This window comes from Haoranjiania flava (genome assembly GCF_025631005.1).
Classification (GTDB): Bacteria; Bacteroidota; Bacteroidia; order Chitinophagales; family Chitinophagaceae; genus Haoranjiania; species Haoranjiania flava.
Window position 1 is genome coordinate 19,632 of record NZ_JAOTPL010000016.1, and the last position, 22,859, is coordinate 42,490.

At 40.9% G+C, this 22,859-nt stretch carries 21 protein-coding genes; 10 read left to right on the forward strand and 11 right to left on the reverse strand.

Features of this window, described 5'->3' with window-relative positions; all coding sequences use genetic code 11:
• Window positions 1–26: 26 nt before the first annotated feature.
• Complete coding sequence (locus OD355_RS10595) at window positions 27–770, forward strand: class I SAM-dependent methyltransferase (protein ID WP_263038450.1); 744 nt, start codon at window positions 27–29, stop codon at window positions 768–770.
• A 16-nt stretch (window positions 771–786) separates the two neighbouring features.
• Here OD355_RS10595 and OD355_RS10600 read toward each other — a convergent pair whose 3' ends face one another.
• The gene (locus OD355_RS10600; RefSeq protein WP_263038451.1) at window positions 787–1,638 is read right to left on the reverse strand and encodes a glycosyltransferase; all 852 of its coding nucleotides are present in this window, start codon (window positions 1,636–1,638) and stop codon (window positions 787–789) included.
• Window positions 1,639–1,687: 49 nt separating this feature from the next.
• Between OD355_RS10600 and OD355_RS10605 the strand changes: the two genes are divergently transcribed.
• The 3 genes from OD355_RS10605 to OD355_RS10615 are packed head-to-tail and all read left to right on the forward strand — an operon-like array spanning window position 1,688 to window position 4,618.
• On the forward strand, window positions 1,688–2,548 hold the full coding sequence (locus OD355_RS10605) for an FkbM family methyltransferase (protein ID WP_263038452.1): 861 nt from the start codon (window positions 1,688–1,690) through the stop codon (window positions 2,546–2,548).
• A 2-nt stretch (window positions 2,549–2,550) separates the two neighbouring features.
• Complete coding sequence (locus OD355_RS10610) at window positions 2,551–3,498, forward strand: glycosyltransferase family 2 protein (RefSeq protein WP_263038453.1); 948 nt, start codon at window positions 2,551–2,553, stop codon at window positions 3,496–3,498.
• A complete protein-coding gene (locus OD355_RS10615; protein WP_263038454.1) occupies window positions 3,482–4,618 on the forward strand; it encodes a glycosyltransferase family 4 protein in 1,137 nt (378 codons plus the stop codon). Before OD355_RS10610 ends, OD355_RS10615 begins: the two co-directional genes overlap by 17 nt.
• Here OD355_RS10615 and OD355_RS10620 read toward each other — a convergent pair.
• From OD355_RS10620 to era, 4 genes are read right to left on the reverse strand one after another with little or no spacing between them, the layout of a single operon-like run.
• Window positions 4,602–5,717, reverse strand: coding sequence for a glycosyltransferase (locus tag OD355_RS10620; protein ID WP_263038455.1), 1,116 nt, complete (start codon window positions 5,715–5,717; stop codon window positions 4,602–4,604). The genes OD355_RS10615 and OD355_RS10620 overlap by 17 nt on opposite strands.
• Complete coding sequence (locus OD355_RS10625) at window positions 5,714–8,203, reverse strand: YfhO family protein (RefSeq protein WP_263038456.1); 2,490 nt, start codon at window positions 8,201–8,203, stop codon at window positions 5,714–5,716. The genes OD355_RS10620 and OD355_RS10625 overlap by 4 nt, the downstream gene beginning before the upstream one ends.
• A 36-nt stretch (window positions 8,204–8,239) precedes the next feature.
• Window positions 8,240–9,547, reverse strand: a complete 1,308-nt coding sequence (gene der / locus OD355_RS10630; RefSeq protein ID WP_263038457.1) for a ribosome biogenesis GTPase Der — start codon at window positions 9,545–9,547, stop codon at window positions 8,240–8,242.
• A 56-nt stretch (window positions 9,548–9,603) separates the two neighbouring features.
• A complete protein-coding gene (gene era / locus OD355_RS10635) occupies window positions 9,604–10,476 on the reverse strand; it encodes a GTPase Era (protein WP_263038458.1) in 873 nt (290 codons plus the stop codon).
• A gap of 1,946 nt (window positions 10,477–12,422) precedes the next feature.
• Here era and rpmI point away from each other — a divergent pair.
• Window positions 12,423–12,620, forward strand: coding sequence for a 50S ribosomal protein L35 (gene rpmI, locus OD355_RS10640; protein ID WP_263038459.1), 198 nt, complete (start codon window positions 12,423–12,425; stop codon window positions 12,618–12,620).
• 49 nt (window positions 12,621–12,669) lie between these two features.
• A complete protein-coding gene (gene rplT / locus OD355_RS10645) occupies window positions 12,670–13,014 on the forward strand; it encodes a 50S ribosomal protein L20 (RefSeq protein WP_263038460.1) in 345 nt (114 codons plus the stop codon).
• A gap of 70 nt (window positions 13,015–13,084) precedes the next feature.
• On the opposite strand, the gene pyk is transcribed toward rplT, so the two are convergent.
• The 4 genes from pyk to OD355_RS10665 form a co-directional block, all read right to left on the reverse strand.
• Window positions 13,085–14,563 (reverse strand): pyruvate kinase, encoded by a 1,479-nt coding sequence (pyk, locus tag OD355_RS10650; RefSeq protein WP_263038461.1) that lies wholly within the window; start codon window positions 14,561–14,563, stop codon window positions 13,085–13,087.
• A 682-nt stretch (window positions 14,564–15,245) separates the two neighbouring features.
• Window positions 15,246–16,235 carry a 6-phosphofructokinase gene (pfkA, locus tag OD355_RS10655; RefSeq protein ID WP_263038462.1) on the reverse strand — a complete coding sequence of 330 codons (990 nt, stop codon included), beginning with the start codon at window positions 16,233–16,235 and terminating at the stop codon, window positions 15,246–15,248.
• 300 nt (window positions 16,236–16,535) lie between these two features.
• Window positions 16,536–17,543: a LacI family DNA-binding transcriptional regulator gene (locus OD355_RS10660; protein WP_263038463.1), complete on the reverse strand. Its 1,008-nt coding sequence runs from the start codon at window positions 17,541–17,543 to the stop codon at window positions 16,536–16,538.
• Window positions 17,544–17,601: 58 nt separating this feature from the next.
• Window positions 17,602–18,096 (reverse strand): TlpA family protein disulfide reductase, encoded by a 495-nt coding sequence (locus OD355_RS10665; RefSeq protein ID WP_263038464.1) that lies wholly within the window; start codon window positions 18,094–18,096, stop codon window positions 17,602–17,604.
• A 153-nt stretch (window positions 18,097–18,249) separates the two neighbouring features.
• Between OD355_RS10665 and OD355_RS10670 the strand changes: the two genes are divergently transcribed.
• The 3 genes from OD355_RS10670 to OD355_RS10680 are packed head-to-tail and all read left to right on the forward strand — an operon-like array spanning window position 18,250 to window position 19,695.
• The gene (locus OD355_RS10670) at window positions 18,250–19,008 is read left to right on the forward strand and encodes an SDR family NAD(P)-dependent oxidoreductase (protein ID WP_263038465.1); all 759 of its coding nucleotides are present in this window, start codon (window positions 18,250–18,252) and stop codon (window positions 19,006–19,008) included.
• Window positions 19,009–19,033: 25 nt separating this feature from the next.
• On the forward strand, window positions 19,034–19,348 hold the full coding sequence (locus OD355_RS10675; protein ID WP_263038466.1) for an NAD(P)H-binding protein: 315 nt from the start codon (window positions 19,034–19,036) through the stop codon (window positions 19,346–19,348).
• Window positions 19,349–19,362: 14 nt separating this feature from the next.
• Window positions 19,363–19,695: a Rossmann-fold NAD(P)-binding domain-containing protein gene (locus OD355_RS10680; RefSeq protein ID WP_263038467.1), complete on the forward strand. Its 333-nt coding sequence runs from the start codon at window positions 19,363–19,365 to the stop codon at window positions 19,693–19,695.
• A gap of 910 nt (window positions 19,696–20,605) precedes the next feature.
• Here the strand turns inward: OD355_RS10680 and OD355_RS10685 are convergent.
• Window positions 20,606–20,836, reverse strand: a complete 231-nt coding sequence (locus OD355_RS10685; protein ID WP_263038468.1) for a ferredoxin — start codon at window positions 20,834–20,836, stop codon at window positions 20,606–20,608.
• Between the two features lie 27 nt (window positions 20,837–20,863).
• Window positions 20,864–22,105, reverse strand: coding sequence for a peptidase U32 family protein (locus tag OD355_RS10690; RefSeq protein ID WP_263038469.1), 1,242 nt, complete (start codon window positions 22,103–22,105; stop codon window positions 20,864–20,866).
• A 150-nt stretch (window positions 22,106–22,255) separates the two neighbouring features.
• On the opposite strand from OD355_RS10690, the gene OD355_RS10695 reads away from it, so the two are divergent.
• Entirely contained in the window at window positions 22,256–22,840 is a 585-nt protein-coding gene (locus OD355_RS10695; RefSeq protein WP_263038470.1) for a 2'-5' RNA ligase family protein, read from the forward strand.
• The last annotated feature ends 19 nt before the right edge of the window (window positions 22,841–22,859 follow it).

The window sequence follows — 22,859 nt, forward strand, 5'->3', positions numbered from 1 at the left end:
CACATGCAACAGATAATCTCTTATTAATGAAAACTATACGCGAAATTGTAGAAGGTTACGATGGCCCTTTATTACATAAATGGAGTAACTATATTGATATATACGATTCTCATTTTTCAAAATACAGGGGACAAGAAATAGTTTTCCTGGAGATTGGAATTTCACACGGTGGATCGCTCAAACTTTGGCGAGAATATTTTGGCCCGCAGGCAAAAATATATGCCATTGATATAGATCCGGACTGTAAAAAATTTGAAACAGCAAATACAAAAATATTTACCGGATCGCAGGAAGATGTTGAGTTCTTAAAAAAAGTAAAAAAGGAATTGCCGCCCATAGATATTCTTCTGGATGATGGCGGACATACAATGAGGCAGCAAATTGTTACTTTCAATGTAATGTTTGACCATGTAAAAGAAAATGGAATATATGCCTGTGAAGATACGCATACATCTTATTTTCCGGAATATGGCGGCGGCTTGAAAAAATCTAAAACTTTTATTGAGTTTTGTAAGAATCATATCGATGAATTACACGGTTGGTATGCGTTATCAAAAGATGAGAAAGCAATGAAAACAAAGATCACCTCTTCTGTATGGGGCATACATTTTTATGATTCAATAGTATTGTATATCAAGAAGCGTATAGAAAAACCTTATGCTATTTATAAAGGGCATGAAACTGTAGACAGGCAGAAGTTTATTGACTACGGACATAAGCAACCTTTCTATAAATTTGTTAGGAATTTGCTTTCGGGAAGGAAAAAATAAAAAATTCCGGTTGGGATTAGCCGCCTTCTTTTTTCCCCATTCTTTTTGCTTTAAAATCCCGTAAAGCTCTAAAGATCATGCTGATTGTTGCCACTTTTTCATTGCCGTATAATAGCTTGTTTTTAATGCGGTTCAGTAATGTGATCCGTCTTTCTTTATCTTCGCTGAGAAACTGTTGAGGATATTTCTCTCGTACGTAAAGGTAGTTGCGTACCATATAATAAATCCGCAGTGATGAATGCAATGCACGCCGTGTTTTTTTCAGGTTTTTGAGGGATATATAAGTGTCTTCCTCGCCGAGATGGTGTGTTAAAAATATGAAAGGTAATTTTATTATGCTGAATCCTTTGGTGATAGCACGGAAGCAATATTCAAGATCAACTTCATCAATAAATAATTGTTCGTCGAATTGTCCCACCTCGTGAAAAAGACGCAGGTTCAGCATACTTCCTGAAGTGATCAGGTAACTCACTTCCTCAGGTTTTTCAGGCGCTGTTTTTTGAGTTTCAAACTCTACACCAAACATAGCAGTCATGCTTTTATGTTTATAATTGCTTACGTAATTAAAATATTTATCAATGTTCTTTTTATCAAAGTAAGAATCCTGATCCATTGTCAGCAACCATTCAAAACCATCGTTTATGGCTAATTTAGCTGCATCATTAAGCCTTTTTGCAATACCTTTATTTTCACCATCGTGTACATACATTATACCAGGATTAGCAGATAATGCCTGCGCCAGCTTTGTTTTTTGAGGGGAGTTGTCTATAATGTATAGCTTGCCAAGTTTATCTGAATAAGAAGTGATATTTTCTACAATAGTTTCATCGGGAAAGTATAAAATCACTACGCCGGCAACATTTTGCATGGAAAGTTTTTCAATTTATTATACCTTGCAAGGTAGTAAATTATTATTGATGCAAAAGTATTTTCCGCTAAACCAGTCTTTACTGCACGGTCTTTCTGCGGCTTTTTTTAACAGGGCCAAAAAACTTTATTCAGCTCCTTATACAAAGTTTAATATAAGTTGGTTGCAGGGTAAGTTTTATCAGAAAGCGCCTAAAAGAAAGTATATTCATAAGTACAAAGAACATATTCACGTAGCTTTTTACGATCCGCATGAGTTTCTCCATGCCATAAAAGAAATTTTTGTTGATGAACTGTATTTATTTAAGCCAAAAACACAGCAACCCTATATCATAGATTGCGGAGGTTACATTGGTTTAAGTGCATTGTTTTTTAAAATGTATTATCCTGAATCCAAGGTACTGGTATTTGAACCGGATGCAAAGAATTTTGCTATTGCGAAAGAGAATGTTGATTCATGGCATACACTTAAAGATATTACTTTAGTAAACAAAGCAATATGGAAAGATAACGCCAGTATTGAATTTGTGCAAACCAATGATATGTCCAGTACAATTTTAAAAAATGCAGATAACCACTCCAATACTTCTGTGGTGCGTGTAGAAACCCAACGGTTGAAAGATCTGCTGCATACAAAAGTAGATTTTCTTAAGATGGACATAGAAGGCGCGGAATATGAAGTATTGACAGATGCAGCTGACTCTTTGCAAAACGTAGATCATTTTTTCTTAGAGTTCCACGGTTTCTATGATAAAATGTATGAACTGAATACTATATTTTCAATTCTTGAAAAGAACAAATTTAAATGGTATATCAAAGAAGCCAATAATGTTTATCCACGCCCTTTTTCAGACAAATCCCGCAATGCGCAATATGACCTGCAACTGAATATTTTTGCTTTCAAAAACTAATTATGCAGCCTCTTATCTCTATTTGTATACCCGCATATAAAAATATCACTTTATTGAAAAGATTATTAGATTCAGTAATGGCTCAATCTTTTAAAGACTTTGAGGTGATCGTATCGGATGATACTCCTGATACAAGTGCAGACGTGTTATGCAAAAATTACACGGGAAAATTTCAGCTGACTTACATTAAAAACATTTCTCCTTTGGGATCTCCTGCCAATTGGAACAATGCCATCAGGCATGCCAGAGGTAAATGGATCAAAATCATGCATCACGATGATTGGTTTGCCCATGCTGAGAGCCTGAAAGCTTTTGCAGATGCGGCTTTAACGGCTACTACAGGTTTTATATTTTCTGCGTATACGTTGTATAAACATGACCATTGTTTTAAAATAGAGAGGTTGGATAAGGTTACGGAAAACCTTTTAAGAAAAAATCCGCTGATTCTTTTCAGAAAAAATTATATCGGACATCCCAGTACTACACTCATCAGGAATAATTTAGAGAGCTGGTACGATGAAAAAATTAAATGGGTTGTGGATTTTGAATTTTATATCAGGATATTAAAGCAAACAAGGTTTATATATTTAAATGAACCGCTTATCAATATTGGTTTAGGCGAGCATCAGATAACCAGCCAGGTGTTTAGAAACCGCAGTGTGGAAATACCTGAAAACATTTATTTATTGAATAAACTGGGTAAAAAAATTCTTGCAAATATTGTTGTATATGACTATTACTGGCGTTTGTTGCGGAATTTGCAAATAAGAAATTGGAAGGAATTTGAGGCACACGCAAAAGAAAAAATTCCTGTTGCTGTCAAAAGAATGTTTGAGTTACAATGGAGAATTCCTCTCAAAGCATTGAATAAAGGTATTCTCTCCAAAACGGTTATGTTTACCTCTTATTTGAAAGAAATGCTAATAGTAAAAAATGAAAATAGCGATTAACTGTTGGATTCTGCGCAATAAAAATGTAGACGGCATTGGAAATTTTTGCATACAAACTGTACAATGGCTGGCGCAATCGCATCCGGAAGATGAATTTTTGTTGCTGTGTGATAAGAATTTTACAGAGAATTATTTCGATTTTCCCAATACAAAAATACACAGGATACTGCCGCCCTACCGGCATCCTTTATTGTATATTTTTTACATGGAAACTGTAGTTAAATATTTTTTATCTGCACACAAGCCTGATGTGTTTATTGGTATAGAGGGCTTTCTCAGCCTCGGTTCAAAGGTGAAACAGATACCCGTGATACACGATCTGAATTTTGAACATTATCCTCATGATCTGCCGTGGAGAAACAGGATGTACTACCGCAGGTTCTTTCCGTTATTCGCTTCAAAAGCTACACGGATATCTACTGTTTCTACGTTTACAAAGAATGACATCGTGCGCAGGTATGCTGTTCCTGAAAATAAAATTGATGTAGTTTTTTGCGGTATAAAAGAAAAGTTCCGTCCGCTATCGCAGCTGGAAATTGATGCTGCACGTTCAAAATACAGCGCATCACAACCTTATTTCTTTTTTATAGGCTCTATGCATCCGCGCAAAAACCTGTTGCGGCTTATAGAGGCTTTTGATGTTTTCAGAGAAAAAAATCAGTCGGCAACACATAAGCTCATTCTGGCGGGAAGTATCCTTTGGGATGATAAAATGTTTGATGATATTTTAAAAAGAGTTTCACATAGGACAGACATCATTTTTACCGGCAGAGTAAGCGACGAAGAACTAATTTATCTATTGGGCGCAGCTACTGCACTCACCTTCGTGCCAACGTTTGAAGGTTTTGGGCTGCCGATAGTTGAAGCCTTCCAGGCAGAAGTGCCTGTGGTTTGCAGTAATGTGACCTCAATGCCCGAAGTGGCGGGGGATGCAGCTATTATTGTTGATCCTTTCAATATAACAGAGATTGCAACCGCTATGGCATTACTGGCAAATGATGGAGCGATGAGGAAGAGTTTGATTGAAAAGGGAAAAGATCGCAGGCGTTTTTTCAGCTGGCAGCAAACTGCATACCTTTTGTATGCAAGTATTTTAAAAACGGTTAATCCATTGTATTGATCTTATCAACAAAGCGCTGGGCTATGTTTTCCCACGCAAAATGAAAATAAAATTTATGTGGTACCACATGGTCTGTGGTTGAGGCCTGGTGTATAACAGCATCCGCAAATGCGCCGGAATCTTCATCATCCACAATGCTGATCTTCCCGTCCACAATATTTTCGGGTATGCCGATAGCGCCATTTTCAAAGGATACAGCAGAGCAGCTGTAGCACAGCGCTTCCACCAGTTTTGTTTTAATGCCGCCGCCCTGCCACACCGGGTTTAAAAAAATATCGGAGCCTTTGAATACAGCATCTATATCATCTACAAAACCGGCAATGGTAGTCTGGGGAAATGCAGTGTTCATAATACTTTCAGGAATGTTCTTGCCGCAAACCAAGAGGTGGAAGTTTGTGGTTTTTTCCAGCAGAAGGGGCAGAATTTTATTCAGCAACAATTGCAGTGCATTCAGGTTAGGCTCATAATTAAAAGAACCGTTGAACAGCAGCAAGGGCATCTCCTGCGGTACCTTGTAGGCTGCTTTTATTTTTTTTACTTCCTCTTTTTTCTCTTCTATGCTCATGGACTGTGCTATTTCAGATCCATAGGTTAGCACTGAAGTTTTGTTTTCAGCAAGTTTATAATGTTCTACGGCATACAGCCTGTCTTCTTCTGTGATAAAAAAGCTGTGGTCTGCACGGCGGTGTACATATCTTTCATACCACTGCAATAGCGGCCACCACCATTTGTTCAGGCTTTTAAAACGTACGGCTTCAATGTTGTGCGAGCGTACGATCAATTTTACTTCACACATGTTTTTCAGCATCAGTCCCAGCATACCCATGTACGGGTGTTCGATAGATACGTGTGAAATATCTCTTTTCCTGATCAGCTTTTTCAGTTTAAAAAAGTATAAAGGGTTGATGTAGCGTAGTGGTGAGTCAGAAAAAAGCGGCAGCACTTCAAAGGGAGCCTTTGAAAGGTCGTTTGTTTGTGTTGAAACACAGGTAATGTTTACTTTGCGTGCAATGTATTTATACAACAAGAACATAGCTTTTTGCCCGCCGGTATGGGCAGGCAGAAAGTTATAGGGCGCTATGGTTAATAAGTTGATCATACAGGGTTTGCGCTTTGTTTCTTTTGCCGCAGGAAAATATAAACAACTGCTGCAGCCATCACCAGTAACAGGAGTACATTACAGATCACTACCAGCATGTTGCCTGTTTTTATAGACTGCGGTTCAAATTTAAACAATATTTCGTGTTCTCCCGCAGGCACTGCAATGCCGCGCAGCACATAGTTTACCTTTACATAATCCGTTTTTTTGCCGTCTATGTATGCGTTCCACCCGGCAGGGTAGTACACTTCGCTCAGTACGGCAAACTGGTTTGTTTTTGCGGATGTTTTGTACCTGATCTCGTCGTTGCTATAGCTGCTAAGCTGTATAGTTGCCCCGCTGTCAAACGCTGGCGCAGCGCCGGTTGCAGCTTTGAACGACTCCTGTACAAAGGCTGTATCCGCCGGGTTAAATTTATTAAGCGCATTCATTTCGGCTGCAGCGTTGGGTACAAACTGCACGTGTTTTACAAACCATGCAGCGCCTAATGCCTCAGGGTTGGTGATGATATTGCCATCCTGGCCTACAATGTATTTGGTATCGAGCATATTGAGCACGCCGGGATTGATGGCCGTGGATAATTGTCCCTGTATGAGATCCTGGTAAATGCTTAGTTTTGCCGGGTGATAACCACCAATAGAGCGGTGATGATAAGAAGTGATGGCATCCTGGAAAGGATCTCCATTGGCGAGATTGAGTATACGGAAATGCGGGTCCTTGTCCTGCAGTATCTGCTGATCATAAGGCTTTGGCGCAAATGCCTGCGTTTCCAGGTCTTCGGGTGTCATGAAGTTTTCAGCGCCCATGTATTTTTTACCTGCAGCAACCAGATCAATGGTATTGGTTAGTGTAAGCAGGATCAATAAAACCGAGGCCTTTAATTTATCTTTCATAAATAAATAAAGCACGCCGAGTATCAGCGCTGAGAAAAGTACCACCCTTAGAATACCGCTAAAGAACATAGCTTTCCTTTCACTCTTCAAAGCGTTGATCACTGCGGATCCCAGCGCTTCGCCGCCGGCTTGCGGGTTGGCAAACATCTGTCTTAATTGATCATCCAGCATAGAGCTGTAATCATTTACCAGGTATACCAGCAACAGGAACAATACAGTGGCGCCCAAAGTATAGGAAATTGTTTTGAAATTTTTCTGAATAAAGGCTCTTGCATCTGTTTCTTTATTAAAAAACAATGTTTGCAAGCTGATGCCGGCCATCAACGGCAGCAATAACTGTGGTATTACCAACGCCATGGACGGCGCACGGAATTTGTTGTACAGCGGCAGTAGGTTGAATAAGGTATCATTCAGGCCAAAGTATTTTCCCCAGGAAAGTATAATGCCCAGTGCGGTAGCAGCCAGTATCCACCAGCGGTGTTTTCTGGCAACAACAAAGCCAATAAGGGCAAGCAGCGCTATGATGGTGCCAATATATACCGGCCCGGATGTGCTTTCCAGCCCGCCCCAGTATTGCGGCAGCATTTGTGTAAGCTGGCTCACGCCCTGGGGAGGTATGCCCGTGTTGGAAAGCTTTTCTGCAAACTTTTCATTTTCTGCAAACGTGTTGGATGAGCTTCCGCCAAATGCAGCAGGCATCATCATCTGCAGGGGCTCTGTTTTGTACATGCTCCACATGAATGCATAAGAGTTGTCTAATCCTTTGGTATGTGCTATTTCTTTAGCAGCGCCGGTTTCCCGGTTTATTTCCAGCGCCTTGCCGCCGCGCATGGTGTATTTAGCGTATTCCGCGGTAGATAAAAGCACGGTGGCCATGTTACCAATGCCGATGCCGCCTGCTACCAGTGAAAGCCCAAGCGCAAGGATCATATGTTTATATTGTCCTGTCTGTATCCAGTGAATGATGTAGGCTACCGTCATGACCAGTATTACCAGTAAAAGATAATAGGTGATCTGAATGTGGTTGGCGCGCATTTCCAGCGTGGCAAAAAAAGCAGTAACCGCAAAGCCAATGATGTATTTTCTTTTAAAAAGCAGCAATATACCGGCCAGCAATGCAGGCATCAGCGCAATGGCCAGAAATTTTGTTTCATGTCCTGCAACTGAAATTACCGGGTTGTACGTGCAGTATGCAAACGCAATGCTGGTAAGTATCCTGATGATGTTATTGAATTTAAAAACTACAGTGAGGATGTAGAAACATACAGATGCCAGGAAGAAAAAAGACGCCGGGTTGGGCAGGCCTAAAGTAAGCATTTTGACAAAGTCGGGAATAAATTCCGCGCTGAGTACTGCTGTCTGGTAGTTAGGTGTACCGCTGAACAGGTGCGTGTTCCAAAGCGGGAAGTGGCCATGTTGCGCTTTGTAATTAAAGGCATCCTGTGCCATTCCTTTCCAGTGAATGATATCGGGCTGGGAGAGCACCTGGCCGCTGAGTGCAGGATAACAAAAAATTACGGCAAGTATTAAAAAAACAGCGATGGCAATTGCATGCGGCAACACATCTCTTTTCCAGTCAAAATTTTTGAACATCTTTGTATGTAATGGTTGGTGATAGTAAACTATGGTTTATTTTTTCCTGAAGAATATTCTCACCGGCACGCCCGTAAAGTCAAACTTTGTGCGCAGCTGATTTTCCAGGTAATTTTTATAAGGCATTTTTATATCGTCCGGATAGTTGGTAAAGAAAGCAAACGAGGGCACGTGCGTAGGCAGTTGGGTTACAAACTTGATCTTTACCGTATTACCGCGCACAACCGGTGCTTGGTAAGCTTCAATGGCTTTGAGCATTACTTCGTTCAGGCGGCTGGTAGGAATCTTTTTTTGTTTGTTCTCATATACTTGCAGCGCCGTTTCTATACCTTTGAATATCCTTGTTTTTTCGAGTGCCGAAATAAAGATTACCGGCACATCATTAAACGGCGCCAGTCTTTTCTTTAAGTCTTTTTCATAATCCCGGGAAGTGTTGGTTTCCTTATTTTCTATCAGGTCCCATTTGTTTACCAGCACCACCAATCCTTTACCTTTTCTTGCTGCCAGTGAATAGATGTTGATGTCCTGGGCCGTAATACCTTTTTCGGCATCAATCAGCAGCATGCATACATCGGCCTCATCCATTGCTTTGATCGCACGGATTACCGAGTAAAATTCCAGGTCGTCTTTTTCTTTGTTTTTCTTACGGATCCCCGCTGTGTCTATCAGTATAAATTCTTTTTGGAAAAGCTTGTAATGCGTATGGATCGTATCTCTGGTAGTGCCTGCAATGTCACTTACGATTGTTCTTTCCTGGTTGGTAAGTGCGTTGAGCAGAGAAGATTTGCCCACATTAGGCTGCCCGATGATGGCAATTTTGGGTAATTCGTTTTCTTCCGGTTCTGTCTCCTGAGGTATAAGTTCAGTAATGGCATCCAGCAGTTCGCCGCTGCCGCTGCCCGTCATGCTGCTGATAAAAAATACATTTTCAAAGCCGAAAGTGTAAAACTCCGAAGCTTCCAGCATACGGTTATTGTTATCTACCTTGTTTACAGCCATGAACACCGGCTTTTTTATTTTGCGCAGCATATTTGCCATGGATGTATCCAGGTCGGTAACGCCTGTTGCGGCATCAGTCATGAATATTACAGCGTCTGCCTCGTCAATAGCAATGACTACCTGCTTGGCAATTTCTTTTTCAAACACATCATCGCTGTCTGCCACAAAGCCGCCGGTATCTATCACGTTGAAGTATTTTCCGTTCCAGTCTGTAACACCGTACTGCCGGTCGCGTGTAACGCCGCTGACGTCGTCTACGATGGCTTTGCGTTGCTGCAGCAACCGGTTGAAGAATGTGCTTTTCCCTACGTTGGGCCTTCCTACTATCGCTACTGTAAAACTCATTTATTTAATTTAGCCTGATGTGATTTGCAATCTGCAATTTATAATTTGTATCTGCATTAAAAATAGCCGTACTCTCTTAACTGTGCATCATTGTCTCGCCACTTAGGGCGCACTTTTATAAACAGCTCCAGGAATACTTTACTATCCAAAAATTTCTCAATGTCTTCTCTCGCCAAAGTTCCTATTTTTTTTATCATTTTGCCGCCCTCGCCGATTAAAATTCCTTTCTGGGTTTCCCGTTGTACAATTATATCGGCCTGGATTTTTATGAGCGTTGTCTTCTCTTTAAAAGCATTGACCATTACAGCGGTATGGTAGGGTATCTCATCGCCGAAGAGTTCGAATATTTTTTCGCGTATGATTTCTCCTACAAAAAATTTGGTGGGCAGGTCAGTAAGGTCTTCTTCGTTGTAAAACGGAAAACCTTCTGGAAGCAGTTCCAGGATAGCATCCAACAGTTCATGCAGGTTGCCCTGCTGTAAGGCGGAGATCACTACCAGTTTTTTGCAATATGGTTTATTTGAAAAATAGGCTTTGGCTTCCTCAACCTTTTGCTTGTTGCTCTTGTCAACTTTGTTCAAAACCACAATACACGGCACTTTCAGCCTGAGCGCTTCAAATATTTGATTGTTTTCTTCCCAGTTGTCATTTACGTCTACCATCAGCAATGCTACGTCTGCATCTTCCAGGGCGCTTTTTACGGACTGCATCATGCGTTCGTGCAGTTTGTACTTTGGCTCAATAATGCCCGGTGTGTCGGAAAAAACTATCTGGTACTGGTCTTTGGCATTCAGGAAACCTTTTATACGGTGCCTTGTTGTTTGTACTTTGGGCGAAATTATGGCCAGTTTTTCTCCCAGCAACGCATTCAGCAGGGTGCTCTTTCCAGCATTTGGTTTACCAAAAATATTTACAAAACCGGTTTTCATAGTCAGCCAAAAATAAACAGTTAAATGCTAAAAGCAAAAGAAAGTTTTATTGGCTGCAATCTCACGTCATCCCTGCCTTGCTTCTTGCAGAGACCGGAGCACCACTTCACTCATTATACGGCAAAGTTGCACTTAGAGCACTGCTTGAATCGGGCGCCGCCTGTCAGTGACAGCAAGTAGTGCACGGAAGGTGACTGATTCGCCCGAAGAAGTATGTTTTCTTAGCGTGATTACAGCAAAGCAATTGTTTGTCATGCAAATTGCTTCCCGTTAGCGCCCACGCGTAGGTCACCTCTTCAGGCAGACTACACTGTTTTGATTCTTTTGCGGCAATGGGAAAAGGTGAACACTTGATAAGGCGCAAAGGTTAATCACCAAGAATGGCTCTATTTTTTTAAGAACTGTTACAGAGTAGCATTACGGGCACAAGCGGACGCTTGCGCCAGTGTAGAGTTGTCAGAGGAAAATACCTGATACGGCATCAAAATATATTTTATTTGCCAACGCTATTCGACATTTGCAATGTCGAATAGGCTATCCGGAGATTTGAAATCTCCCGATAGGCCTCGTGCTTGCAAATCATGAGGAGCAAGATTAATCACCAAGAATGGTTCTATTTTTTCCAAGAACTGTTACACAATAGCATTACGGGCACAAGCGGACGCTTGCGCCAGTGTAGGGGCTGTCAGGTGAAAACACCTGACACGGCATCAAAATATATTATATTTCCTGGCGCTATTCGACATTTGCAATGTCGAATAGGCTATCCGGAGATTTGAAATCTCCCGATAGGCCTCGTGCTTGCAAATAATAAAGAGCAAAGTTAATCACCAAGAATGTCTCTATTTTTTCAAGAACTGTTACAGAATAGCATTACGGGCACAAGCGGACGCTTGCGCCAGTGTAGAGCTGTCAGGTGAAAATACCTGACATGGCACAAAGGTTAATCACCAAGAATGAGCTCTATTTTTCAAGAACTGTTACAGGATAGCATTACGGGCACAAGCGGATGCTTGCGCCAGTCAAGAGATGTCAGGTGAAAACACCTGACACGGCATAAAAAAGTTAATCACCAAGAATGGGCTCTATTTTGTTTCAAGACTGTTACAGAATAGCATTACGGACACAAGCGGATGCTTGCGCCAGTCAAGAGATGTCAGGTGAAAACACCTGACACGGCACAAAGGTTAATCACCAAGAATGAACTCTATTTTTCAAAAACTGTTACAGAATAGCATTACGGTCACAAGCGGATGCTTGCGGCAGTCAAGAGATGTCAGGTGAAAACACCTGACACGGCACAAAGGTTAATCACCAAGAATGGGCTCTATTTTGTTTCAAGACTGTTACAGAATAGCATTACGGACACAAGCGGATGCTTGCGCCAGTCAAGAAAACACTTGACAAGGCGCAAAGGTTAATCACCAAGAATGGCTCTATTTTTTCAAGAACTGTTACAGACTAGCATTACGGTCACAAGCGGACGCTTGCGCCAGAGTAGAGTTGTCAGGTGAAACACCTGGCACGGCACAAAGATTAATCACCAAGAATGATCTCTATTTTTTCAAGAACTGTTACAGAATAGCATTACGGGCACAAGCGGACGCTTGCGCAAGTGTAGAGCTGTCAGGTGAAAACACCTGACACGGCATAAGGTTTACACAACTCCGTACTTCCTCGAAGCGGAGGAATATTAAACATCTGGCCACAACTTATATCAGCGACACAACCTCTTACCTCTCACATTTCACCATTCACCATTCAAATCTGAGATCCCTAAACCTCGAAGATCAGCCGGGAAGAACATCAAAGAGTTTGCTGTAAAATTTTATAAATAATAAAAAAAGACGTAATTTTGCAAACCAATTTTACCCGTAAGGTCAAAACAAGTTTTCCGGGAGGTTCCGGGAACACCAGCAGGGTGTAATCTTAAAAGATTATTTAAAATGCCAAAAGTAAAAACAAACTCCAGTGCAAAGAAGCGCTTCAGAGTTACCGCCAGCGGTGAGATCATGCACCAAAAACCGTTTAAACGTCACATCTTAACCAAGAAATCAAAAAAACGCAAAAGAGCTTTGAATATCCTGGGAAAAGTTTCTCCTTCTCACAAACCTTTCGTTTTACGTTTATTACGTTTAAAATAATCACCTATTGTTAATCATCAGCCGGTGCTGATCTAAAAATATTTAAATTATGCCACGTTCAAAAAACTCCGTTGCTGCCAAAGCAAGAAGGAAAAATATATTAAAACAGGCCAAAGGTTTTTACGGCAAACGTAAAAACGTGTATACCGTAGCCAAAAACATTGTTGAAAAAGGTATGACCTACAGCTATGTAGGCCGTAAACTGAAAAAGAGAGAATACCGCCAGCTTTGGATTGCACGTATCAATGCAGGTGTGCGTGCAGAGGGTATTACTTACAGTGTTTTCATGGATAAATTAAACAAAGCAGGTATAGAAATCAACCGCAAAGTATTAGCTGATATGGCTATGAATGAGCCGGAAACTTTCAAAGCTTTGGTAGCTTCTGTAAAATAAGCTTTTACGACATACATAAAAAAAACCGGAAATTTTATTTCCGGTTTTTTTTATGTTTATAGCCAGCGTCTTATTCAACCCTGGTAATTTTGATCATGTTGGTGGGCAAATGTTTTGCGACCGGCGTAGATCCTGTGTTTACAACAATATCGCCGTTCTTGATAAACTTATGCCTTTTTAAAATAGTCAGCTGATCTTCAATGATCTCGTCAAGCCCTTCCTCATCATTATAATAAAAAGCTTTTACACCCCAGCTAAGGCCAAGCTGTGTAACCAAGGATTCTGTCTTGGTGAATATGAACAAGGGGCGTTTGGGACGGAAGCTGCTTAGGCAGAAAGCTGTGTACCCGCTTTGCGTCATACCAATGATTGCCTTTGCATGAATTTCAGATGCAATATTGCAGGCGCTGTAACAAAGTGCATCGCTGATTACCCTGTCTTCATGAGACTCAGGCCTGTTGTAGTAATATTCAGTATTTTCAACTTCAAGGATAATGTTTCTCATGGTTTCCACAACCAGCGCGGGGTGGTTACCCATGGCAGTTTCGCCACTCAGCATTACAGCGTCTGTTCCTTCCAAGACTGCATTGGCCACGTCTGTGATCTCGCTTCTATTGGGGCGCGTTCTTTCCATCATGCTCTCCATCATTTGTGTAGCTACGATCACAGGTTTAGATGCTATGAGGCACTGCCTGATGATACGCCTCTGCGTCATAGGTACTTTCTCAATAGGAAGCTCTACGCCGAGATCGCCTCTTGCCACCATGATGGCATCAGACTCTGCTATGATCTCATCAAGATATTTTAATGCTGAGGGCATTTCAATCTTAGCCATCACTTTTGTCTTAGACTTCTTTTTCCGGATCCGCTGCCTCAGCTCCATGATATCATTGGGATTTCTTACGAAAGACAAAGCCACCCAGTCTAATTTATGTTCGGTGATGAAGTCCAGGTCTTCTATATCTTTCTCGGTCATTGCAGGCAGGGAAATGTTGGTGTCAGGCAGGTTTACACCTTTTTTAGGAAGCAATGTGCCGCCGAAGTTAACACGCACTTTTACATCGCCGGTCTTGTGGTTCACTTCAGTTACCAGCACTTCAATTTTACCATCGTCGAGCAATATCTTTTCGCCAACCCTTACATCTTTGTGCAGGTCTGGGTAGGAGACATAAATTTTTTGCTTAGTGCCAACAACTTTTTCTCTGGAATTAAATACCAGTTCATCACCCGGCACAATGTTCAGGTGGCCGTTTTCCAGATCGCCTACTCTCAGCTTGGGCCCTTGCAGATCCGCCAGGATGGTGATGAAGGTGTTGTGTTCTTTATTTATCAGCCTGATATGGTTAATGATATCCAGCTTGCTCGCATGATCTCCATGAGAGAAGTTGAGACGGAATACATTTACGCCTGTTTTAACCAGTTCCAGCAGCTTGTCGTAGGTATCACAGGCAGGGCCTACGGTAGCTACGATCTTAGTTTTAGGAATGTCGAAAAGCGGCTTGGTATTTTCCGGCTCTTTATAATAATATTTTTCTACGTATTCTTTCATGTGTTAATATTTAATTTTTCTGTTTGCCACACGGAATAACCAAAACCTTAATCTTTATTATCATCCTCGGTTGGTAAAGATTGCTAATCTTTATGGTTATTTCATGTGTGTATATTTATTTGTTTTTTAGTTGCCACATGGAATAACCAGCTTTTAGATTCAATACTCATTCCCGGTTGGTATAGATTCTTAATCTTTATGGTTATTTCATGTGTGTATATTTTTATTTTTCTTTATGGCCACATGGAATAGCCTTTATTCATTTGCGGTTGGTATGCAATTTTGCTTATGGCTATTTCATCTGTGTGTATTTATTTGTTTTCCAGTTGTTGCATGGAATAACCTTTATTCATTAACAGTTGGTATGTAATTTTGCTTATGGCTATTTCATCTGTGTGTATTTATTTGTTTTCCAGTTGTCGCATGGAATAACCTTTATTCATTAACAGTTGGTTGTAATTTTGCTTATGGCTATTTCATCTGTGTATATTTAATTTTTTCTGTTTGCCACATGGAATAACCATTTCTTTAGATTAGTATTCATCCTCGGTTGGTCTATCCTGAGACCAGATACTTATTCATAACATTTTTTTTCTTGTGCCACAAACAGTTAGTTTATACTATGGTATATGTTTTTAATTTAGTAAAAAGCAGCCATAAACTTGCATTAGCATTGTCCTGGCTATATCGAAAGGATATGTGATATTTTCAATAGTTCCTGGTCTATGCCCTGGTTCTTTTTAGAAATGGCATCTTCAAGCGGTACGTGTACGATATTGCCATTCTGAATGCCGATCATCACATTTCTTTTGCCCTCATTCAGTGCAACTACAGCATGGTAGCCCATTCTGCTGGCTATGAGCCTGTCGCAGCAGGAAGGTGAGCCGCCTCTTTGAATATGGCCTAAGATAGTAACGCGTGTATCAATTTTAGGCAATCTTTCTTTTACCACCTTGGCTACTTCAGATGCGCCGCCCAACTCATCGCCTTCTGCTACAACGATCAGGTTTACCAGTTTTTTTCTTCTTTCTTTTCTTTTTAAACCAATGATCACACTTTCTATATCTGTCTTTGTTTCGGGCAGAAGAATGGTTTCTGCGCCTGTTGCAATGCCGGCGTTCAAAGCAATGTAGCCTGCATCCCTGCCCATGACTTCTACAATAAAAAGCCTGTCGTGTGCGTCTGCTGTATCTCTTATCTTATCAATATTTTCAACGGCAGTATTCACCGCTGTATCAAAACCAATGGTAGAGTCTGTGCCATAGCAATCTTTGTCTATTGTGCCCGGCAGGCCTATAACAGGTATGCCGTGCTCCTCGGATAATTTCAAAGCTCCCGTAAAACTTCCGTCGCCACCGATAACCACTAAGCCGTCAATTTCTTTTTTCTTTAAGTTGTTGAATGCTTTTTTTCTGCCTGCAGGTGTTTTAAATTCGTCGCTCCTGGCAGACTTTAAAATGGTGCCGCCTCTTTGAATAATGTTTGCAACGGATTTGGAATCCATCTTATAAATATCATCTTCAATCATGCCGCTGTAGCCGCGAACGATACCATAAACCTCAATCTTGTTGAAAATTGCTGTCCTTACTACTGCACGTATAGCCGCATTCATGCCCGGAGCGTCGCCGCCGGAAGTTAAAACCGCTATCCTGGAGACTTTTTTAGTTGCCATATTAAATTGTATGTCTTTAAATTCGAGCGCAAAAGTACAAATTAATTTTTGGGTAAACTAACAAAACCCTCCATTATGGTGTAAATTTAAAGTTTAGTTCATGCTGGATTTGCAATCAACTGCAATACGAAAAGCATGTTGATTCTTTCTGTCTCCCCGGTGTTTTCTTTGATTGTAACTTAAGATAGTTGCATTGATTATAATAATGCAGCCTTGCAGATAGAACGTAGATCAATTCCCGGCTTTGGATAAATTTATTGTTAAGCACAGTTGTTTGAGTTTTCTGTATCCAAGCCGGTATTATTGAGATGATGCTCTTTCATCAATTCTTGATGTTAAAGTTACTTTTTCATCAGAGATCTGCTGCTCGTTGATCTGTTTAAACAGCAGTTCGGCAGCCTTAGCGCCCATATCGTAAGCAGGTTGAGTAACTGTTGATAACGATGGAGCAAGCAGGTCTGCAATGTCAATACTGGAGTAGCAGATCAGTTTTATATCGGCAGGTATGGAAATATTCTTGTCTTTACAAACCGAGTATGTACAAGTGGCCAGCCTTTCTACGGAAGCGAAGATACCATCAGGTTTTTCTTTCTTTAAAAACTTGCTGATCATTTTATAATTCTCTTGGAAATGATTGCAGCAATTAAGTATTAATTTATCGTTATGCTTACATCCATTGGCTTTCAGCGCATCCAGGTAGCCCTTCATTCTTTGTTTGCCTATAGAAATATTTTTATTGATCACGAAGAATGCCGTACGTTTACAGCCATTTTTCAGCAACAGTTCAGTAGCTTTAAAGCTGCTTTCATAATCGTCTGTAACAACTTTAGGCGCAATGATCTCATCGTATACACGGTCGAAAAATACAACAGGTGTGTTTCGTTGCAGGCTTTTTATGTGTAGCGGTTCTGTGCCTTCGCCGGTTGCAGATATGATCACACCTTCCACTCTGCCATTCAGCAGGTTTTTTGTAATTTCAATTTCTTTTTTTACCTGGCTGTCGGTAAAATAGATCAGCGAATGAAAGTTGTTGCTGCGTGCGATGTTTTCAATACCGTTTACGGCCTTCGAGAAAAAATTGTTGGCAAGTTCAGGAATAATGATAGCAATGGTTTTGCTCTTTCTTTTGCGCAGGCTGCTTGCGTAAATATTGGGATGGTAATTTAGTTCCTGCGCTTTATCCAGAATCCTTTGCCTGGTATGCTTATTAATATCGCTGCTGTTGCGGAAAGCGCGTGATATCGTGGACTTGGACAAATTGAGAATCTTAGCCAACTCAATGATATCTATTTTCTTCTTGTTTTGCATAGCGATAAATGGCACTTGGCTGGCAAATGTAGTATTGTTTGCTTAAAGAAGAATTTTTTTATTGAAAGGCTGCAAGAATACCTTCAGCAGTAACAGCTTTCCTGTAGAGTTTCCTGGTTTGCCCTGCTTTGTCGTATAGAGCTATGAAAGGAAGTGTTTTTACATCGTAAAAGAGCGCAATGGAAAAGTTAGGATCTTTGAGAAAAGTAATATTGCTGCCTGTAAGTCCGTATTGCTGGCGGAAATCTTTTATTTCGTCAATAGAGCTCATGGAAGATATCCACAGCAGTTGTACATCCTTAAGCTTGTCTGTATTTGCAGCAATTTCTTTTGCTTCAGACTGGCAATGTTTGCAATCATGGCTGAAATAAATAACAGCTACATTTTTTTCAACATTGTTGGTGCGCAAATTGTACCAGGCGCTGTCTGTAGTCAGTAAATTTATAGATGGTATGGTTTGGCTTTGTTCGTAAGGCGCTGTGCCGGTTGTCTCCTGCCCAAAAGTAAAGGTTGCTAATAAAACTGCTATGATCAAGGAAAGTATATGTTTCATAAGAAAAGTATTGTTTAATATAAACTCAGGGGCATTTGCTGTAAACCGCCCTATCAGTGAGCTTTAGACAGCAGAATGAATACGAAGTTAAAATTCAATTTTGTTAATCTATCTTTCTATTGGTAATTTTATTTTTTATTTAATGATTATCTCATGCAGAAAATAATATTGATTACGGGAGCTACTTCAGGGTTTGGAAAAGCTATTGCTGAGAAATTTGCTGCAGAAGCTTGGAGCTGTATTATCACCGGACGGCGTAAAGACAGGCTGGACCAGCTTGCCCAAGAGCTGAAACAAAAATTCAGTGTACAGGTGCTTCCTTTAAATTTTGATGTAAGAAAAAACGAAGAAGTTACGGCGAATTTAAGTTCACTGCCTGCAGCATGGCAAAACATTGACGTACTTGTAAACAACGCCGGCCTTGCATTAGGGCGCAACAACTTCAACGATTGTGACCTGGATGATTGGGACACCATGATTGATACCAATGTAAAAGGATTGCTTTATGTGACCAAAGCAGTTGTGCCGTACTTAATTAACAGAAATCAGGGCCATATTATAAACATGGGCTCTATTGCCGGTAAAGATGTATATCCGATGGGCAATGTGTATAATGCTACCAAACATGCTGTGAACAGTCTTTCACAATCGTTGCGGATGGAACTTTTGCAGCACCGTATAAAAGTTACAGCGATACATCCCGGTGCGGCTGACACTGAGTTTTCAAATGTGCGCTTTAAAGGCGATCAACTTAAAAGCGATGAGGTGTATGAGGGTTATGAACCCCTGCATGCAAAGGATATTGCGGATATAACATATTACTGTGCCACTTTACCGGCGCATGTTTGTATAAATGATTTGGTAGTAACCTGCACCGCCCAGGCTAATTCGTTTTTGACTTTTAAAGGGTAGAATTATATAAATAAATTATGATACAATGCCGGCAACAGCAATTATATTAGGAAGTACAGGGCTTGTAGGAAGCAGTTTATTGCGACTGCTCCTGAACGATGAGCATTATACACGCGTAAAAATTTTTATCCGCAAACCTGTTGCAATTGAGCATGAAAAACTCGAAAAGATAGTAACTGATTTTGCAGATATTGCATCACTTAACCAGGAGGTAAATACGGAAGTGATATTTTCCTGTTTAGGCACTACGAGGAAGAAAACACCTGATATACAGATTATTACCGCATCGATCATTTCTATCCTTTATGGTTCGCAAGAGCAGGAAAGGAGAATGGTGTAAAGCAATTCCACATTGTGTCTTCTTTGGGAGCTGACATTCACAGCCGCAATTTTTATACAAAGCTTAAGGGCCGTGTAGAGAAAGATGTATTGGAAGTAGGCATAGATACTACTTGCATTTACCGTCCTTCTTTAATTACAGGCGAAAGGCAGGAGAAAAGATGGGCAGAAGACTTTTCTAAAGCGCTGTTTAAAATAATTGATCCTTTGCTTTTGGGTAGGTTGCAAAAATATAGAAGCATACGGGCAACAGACATAGCGCTTGCTATGCTTAAGAGTTCATTGTTGCATAACACCGGGCAATATATTTACACATCCGACCAGATAAAAGAGCTGGCGAAAGGTTAGATCATTTACTTGTTCATAAATGTTTGTTGTTGATGGTTCGTCTTTGCGATAAACTTAGCGCAACGTAGTTTAGAAGCAGTCCTTGATTTTAGGTTTGTGAATGCTGAATTGTGAAATGTGAGAACTTAGCAGTGAAAAAGTAAGAAGTTGAGGTTACAGTTTAATATCCTCTTCGAAGAAATACGGAGTTGCGAAAGCCTTTGGGCCGTATCAGGTGTTTTCACCTGACAACTCTACACTGGCGCAAGCGTCCGCTTGTGCCCGTAATGCTAGTCTGTAACAGTTCTTGAAAATAGACCCATTCTTGGTGATTAACCTTGCTCTTCACGATTTGCAAGCACGAGCCGTATCGGGAGATTTCAAATCTCCGGATAGCGTATTCGACATTGCAAATGTCGAATAGCGTTGTTATTTGGGTAAGCTTTTGCGTGAAAAGAATTGTGCCGTGTCAGTGTTTTCATCCGGCATCATACATCTTCTTAGCGCATACCTTTGCGTGAAAGGAATCTTCTTTTGTGCCATTGCCGTAAAAGAACCAAAAAACTCTGGCTGCCCGCACGCCCGAAAGCTATTGCTTATTCGTTCCTCTTTTTGTAAGACGGTGTGTGTTTTCCTGCTTCTCGGGCCAAAGGCTTGGGAGATGCTTCGCTCATACCTCGCTCACAAACATGCTGTTAAAGAGTTGCTTATTGCGAAACCACGGCACACCGAAGGTTTAGCAGCAATCTTATTCTTTCCCACGGCTTGGCGACCTCTGTGTGAAATGAGTTGATTGTTTTTATTTACAGGCGTCAATGTAAATGATGCCTGCACGTCAAGCGCGGAAAGCTTATACAAAGATCGCAAAGAGCAGCCTGTAAGCTATGCTGTTCCGCTGATTTTTTCCTCTGGGGAGGCAGGGGCGAGGTGTTTAAATATTTTTTACAGAGATAATTTTCACAGGACATGCCGTAGCCGCTTTAGTGCAAGGTTCCAGCGCTTCAGGGTTGGGCGTTTTAAAAGTAAAGAAACCTTTCTTCTCTGCCGACTTCAATAAAACTGATTTGCCGTCAGCTTTGGACATGCGGAAATAATCGGGAGCAAACTCTGCGCAGTAATTGCAACCGATACATTTATCTCTCTGTAAAGTAATGATGACCATGTATTGCCGAGGGGTATATGTTCCGGTTTAATTCTTGACTATTTTATATAGCTTATCCGATGGCCTGGTTTTGAACGGTAGCGGCATGGTTACTATATCTCCTTTGCTGGCAACCTGTGCATCTACATCATTCACCATCATAGAGGAAATTTCCAGTTCCTGTGAACCCGTAGTAGGACCTTGAACCAGTATTTTATCCCCGACTTTTATATCGTACACTTCAATCTCAAACTGCCCGATTTCATTTTTTGGATAATAGTGCTGTGTAGATCCAATGTAGAGTTTCTTCTGAGTAGCATTATTGCCCGGGTTTGGCGACCATTCACCCAATTCCTGCCCAAGGTAGTAACCGCTCCAGAAGCCGCGGTTGTAAACAGTTTCCAGCTGTTTCATCCATTCAACTACTTTCTCATTTGAGTAAGTGCCGTCCGCAATGCTGTCTATAGCTTCGCGGTAGCACCTGGTAACTGTTGCCACATATTCGGGTGCACGCCCGCGTCCTTCTATCTTTAAAACTTTTACACCGGCGTTGATTACTTGGTCTAAAAACGGAATGGTACACAGATCTTTGGGTGACATCATGTATTCATTATCCAGCTCAATTTCAAAACCGGTTTCCTGGTCTATGACCGTATATTTTTTGCGGCAGTTCTGCTTGCAGGCGCCCCTGTTGGCAGATGAATTATGCGAATGCAGGCTCAGGTAACATTTTCCTGAAACAGCCATGCACAGTGCACCGTGGCCGAATATTTCAATTTCCACAAGTGCTCCGTTGGGCCCTTTTACCTGTTCTTTTTCTATTTGTTCGGTTATTTTCTTTACCTGCGTCAGGCTCAGCTCGCGGCTTAAAACCATGGTGTCTGCAAAGAGTGCATAAAACTTAACCGTCTCAATATTGGTAATATTTATCTGAGTGGAAATATGCACTTCAACGCCAATCTGCCTTGCATAAGCGATCACAGCCTGGTCCATAGCTATTACCGCAGTCAGGCCTGCTTGTTTTGCTTTGTCCAGTAATTTTTTTATGATAGAAAGATCATGATCGTAAATAATGGTATTCAGGGTGAGATAAGTTCGCACGCCTTTTTCATTGCAACGTCTTGCTATTTCATCCAGGTCTTCGAGTGTGAAATTAATGCTGGAACGGGCACGCATATTTAGCTGCTCCACTCCAAAATACACTGAATCAGCACCGTTGTCAATGGCAGCCTGCAGGCAGGCAAAATCTCCGGCAGGAGACATCAGCTCTATTTTTCCAGTTTTGGTCATTATTGAAATTAATCTGCAAAATTACACAATTTACTGAAACTGCCTAACAGCATCGCGCAATGATTTTAACAGATATTTACTTATAAATACTAAAATAATTAGCAATAATAATACTAAAAATATTAGCTTTGTAATACCAAAATAACAGATATGTCGTATCAGGGCCTATATGAATACTTGTTGATCATTGAACTCAGCGAAAGTGTTACTGAAAAGCTGATGCAGGTAAAAAAAGATTTTCATCAGCGCTATAAAGCTCCAAATGCACTGAACATGCCGCACATAAACTTGTGTACTTTTACGCAGTACAAAACTGCTGAAAGCCGTATACTGTCGCGCGTGCGCAATGCAGCAGATAAGCAGGACAGTATAAATGTTGAGCTGTGCAACTTTGGTTGTTTTCCATCGCACACCATTTATGTAAATGTAACCTCTAGAGCGCAGGTATTGGAGCTGGTGAGAGAAGTGCGGCAGGCAACACATAGAATGCTGAAGCCGGATAATGATCACAAGCCTTATTTCATTTCAGAACCTCATCTCACGATTTGTAAAGGCTTAACAAATGAGCAGTATGAACAGGCGTGGAAGTATATGAGCAATCTTCACTTCTATGCAAAATTTACAGCACAATCCATGCTTTTATTGCGCAGGGAAAAGGGAGGGAAATACCATAGGGTGGAACATTTTACTTTCAAAAATAAAAAGACCAATGTAGTGCAGGGAATGCTATTTTAAAAAAAATCAAAACAGCAAT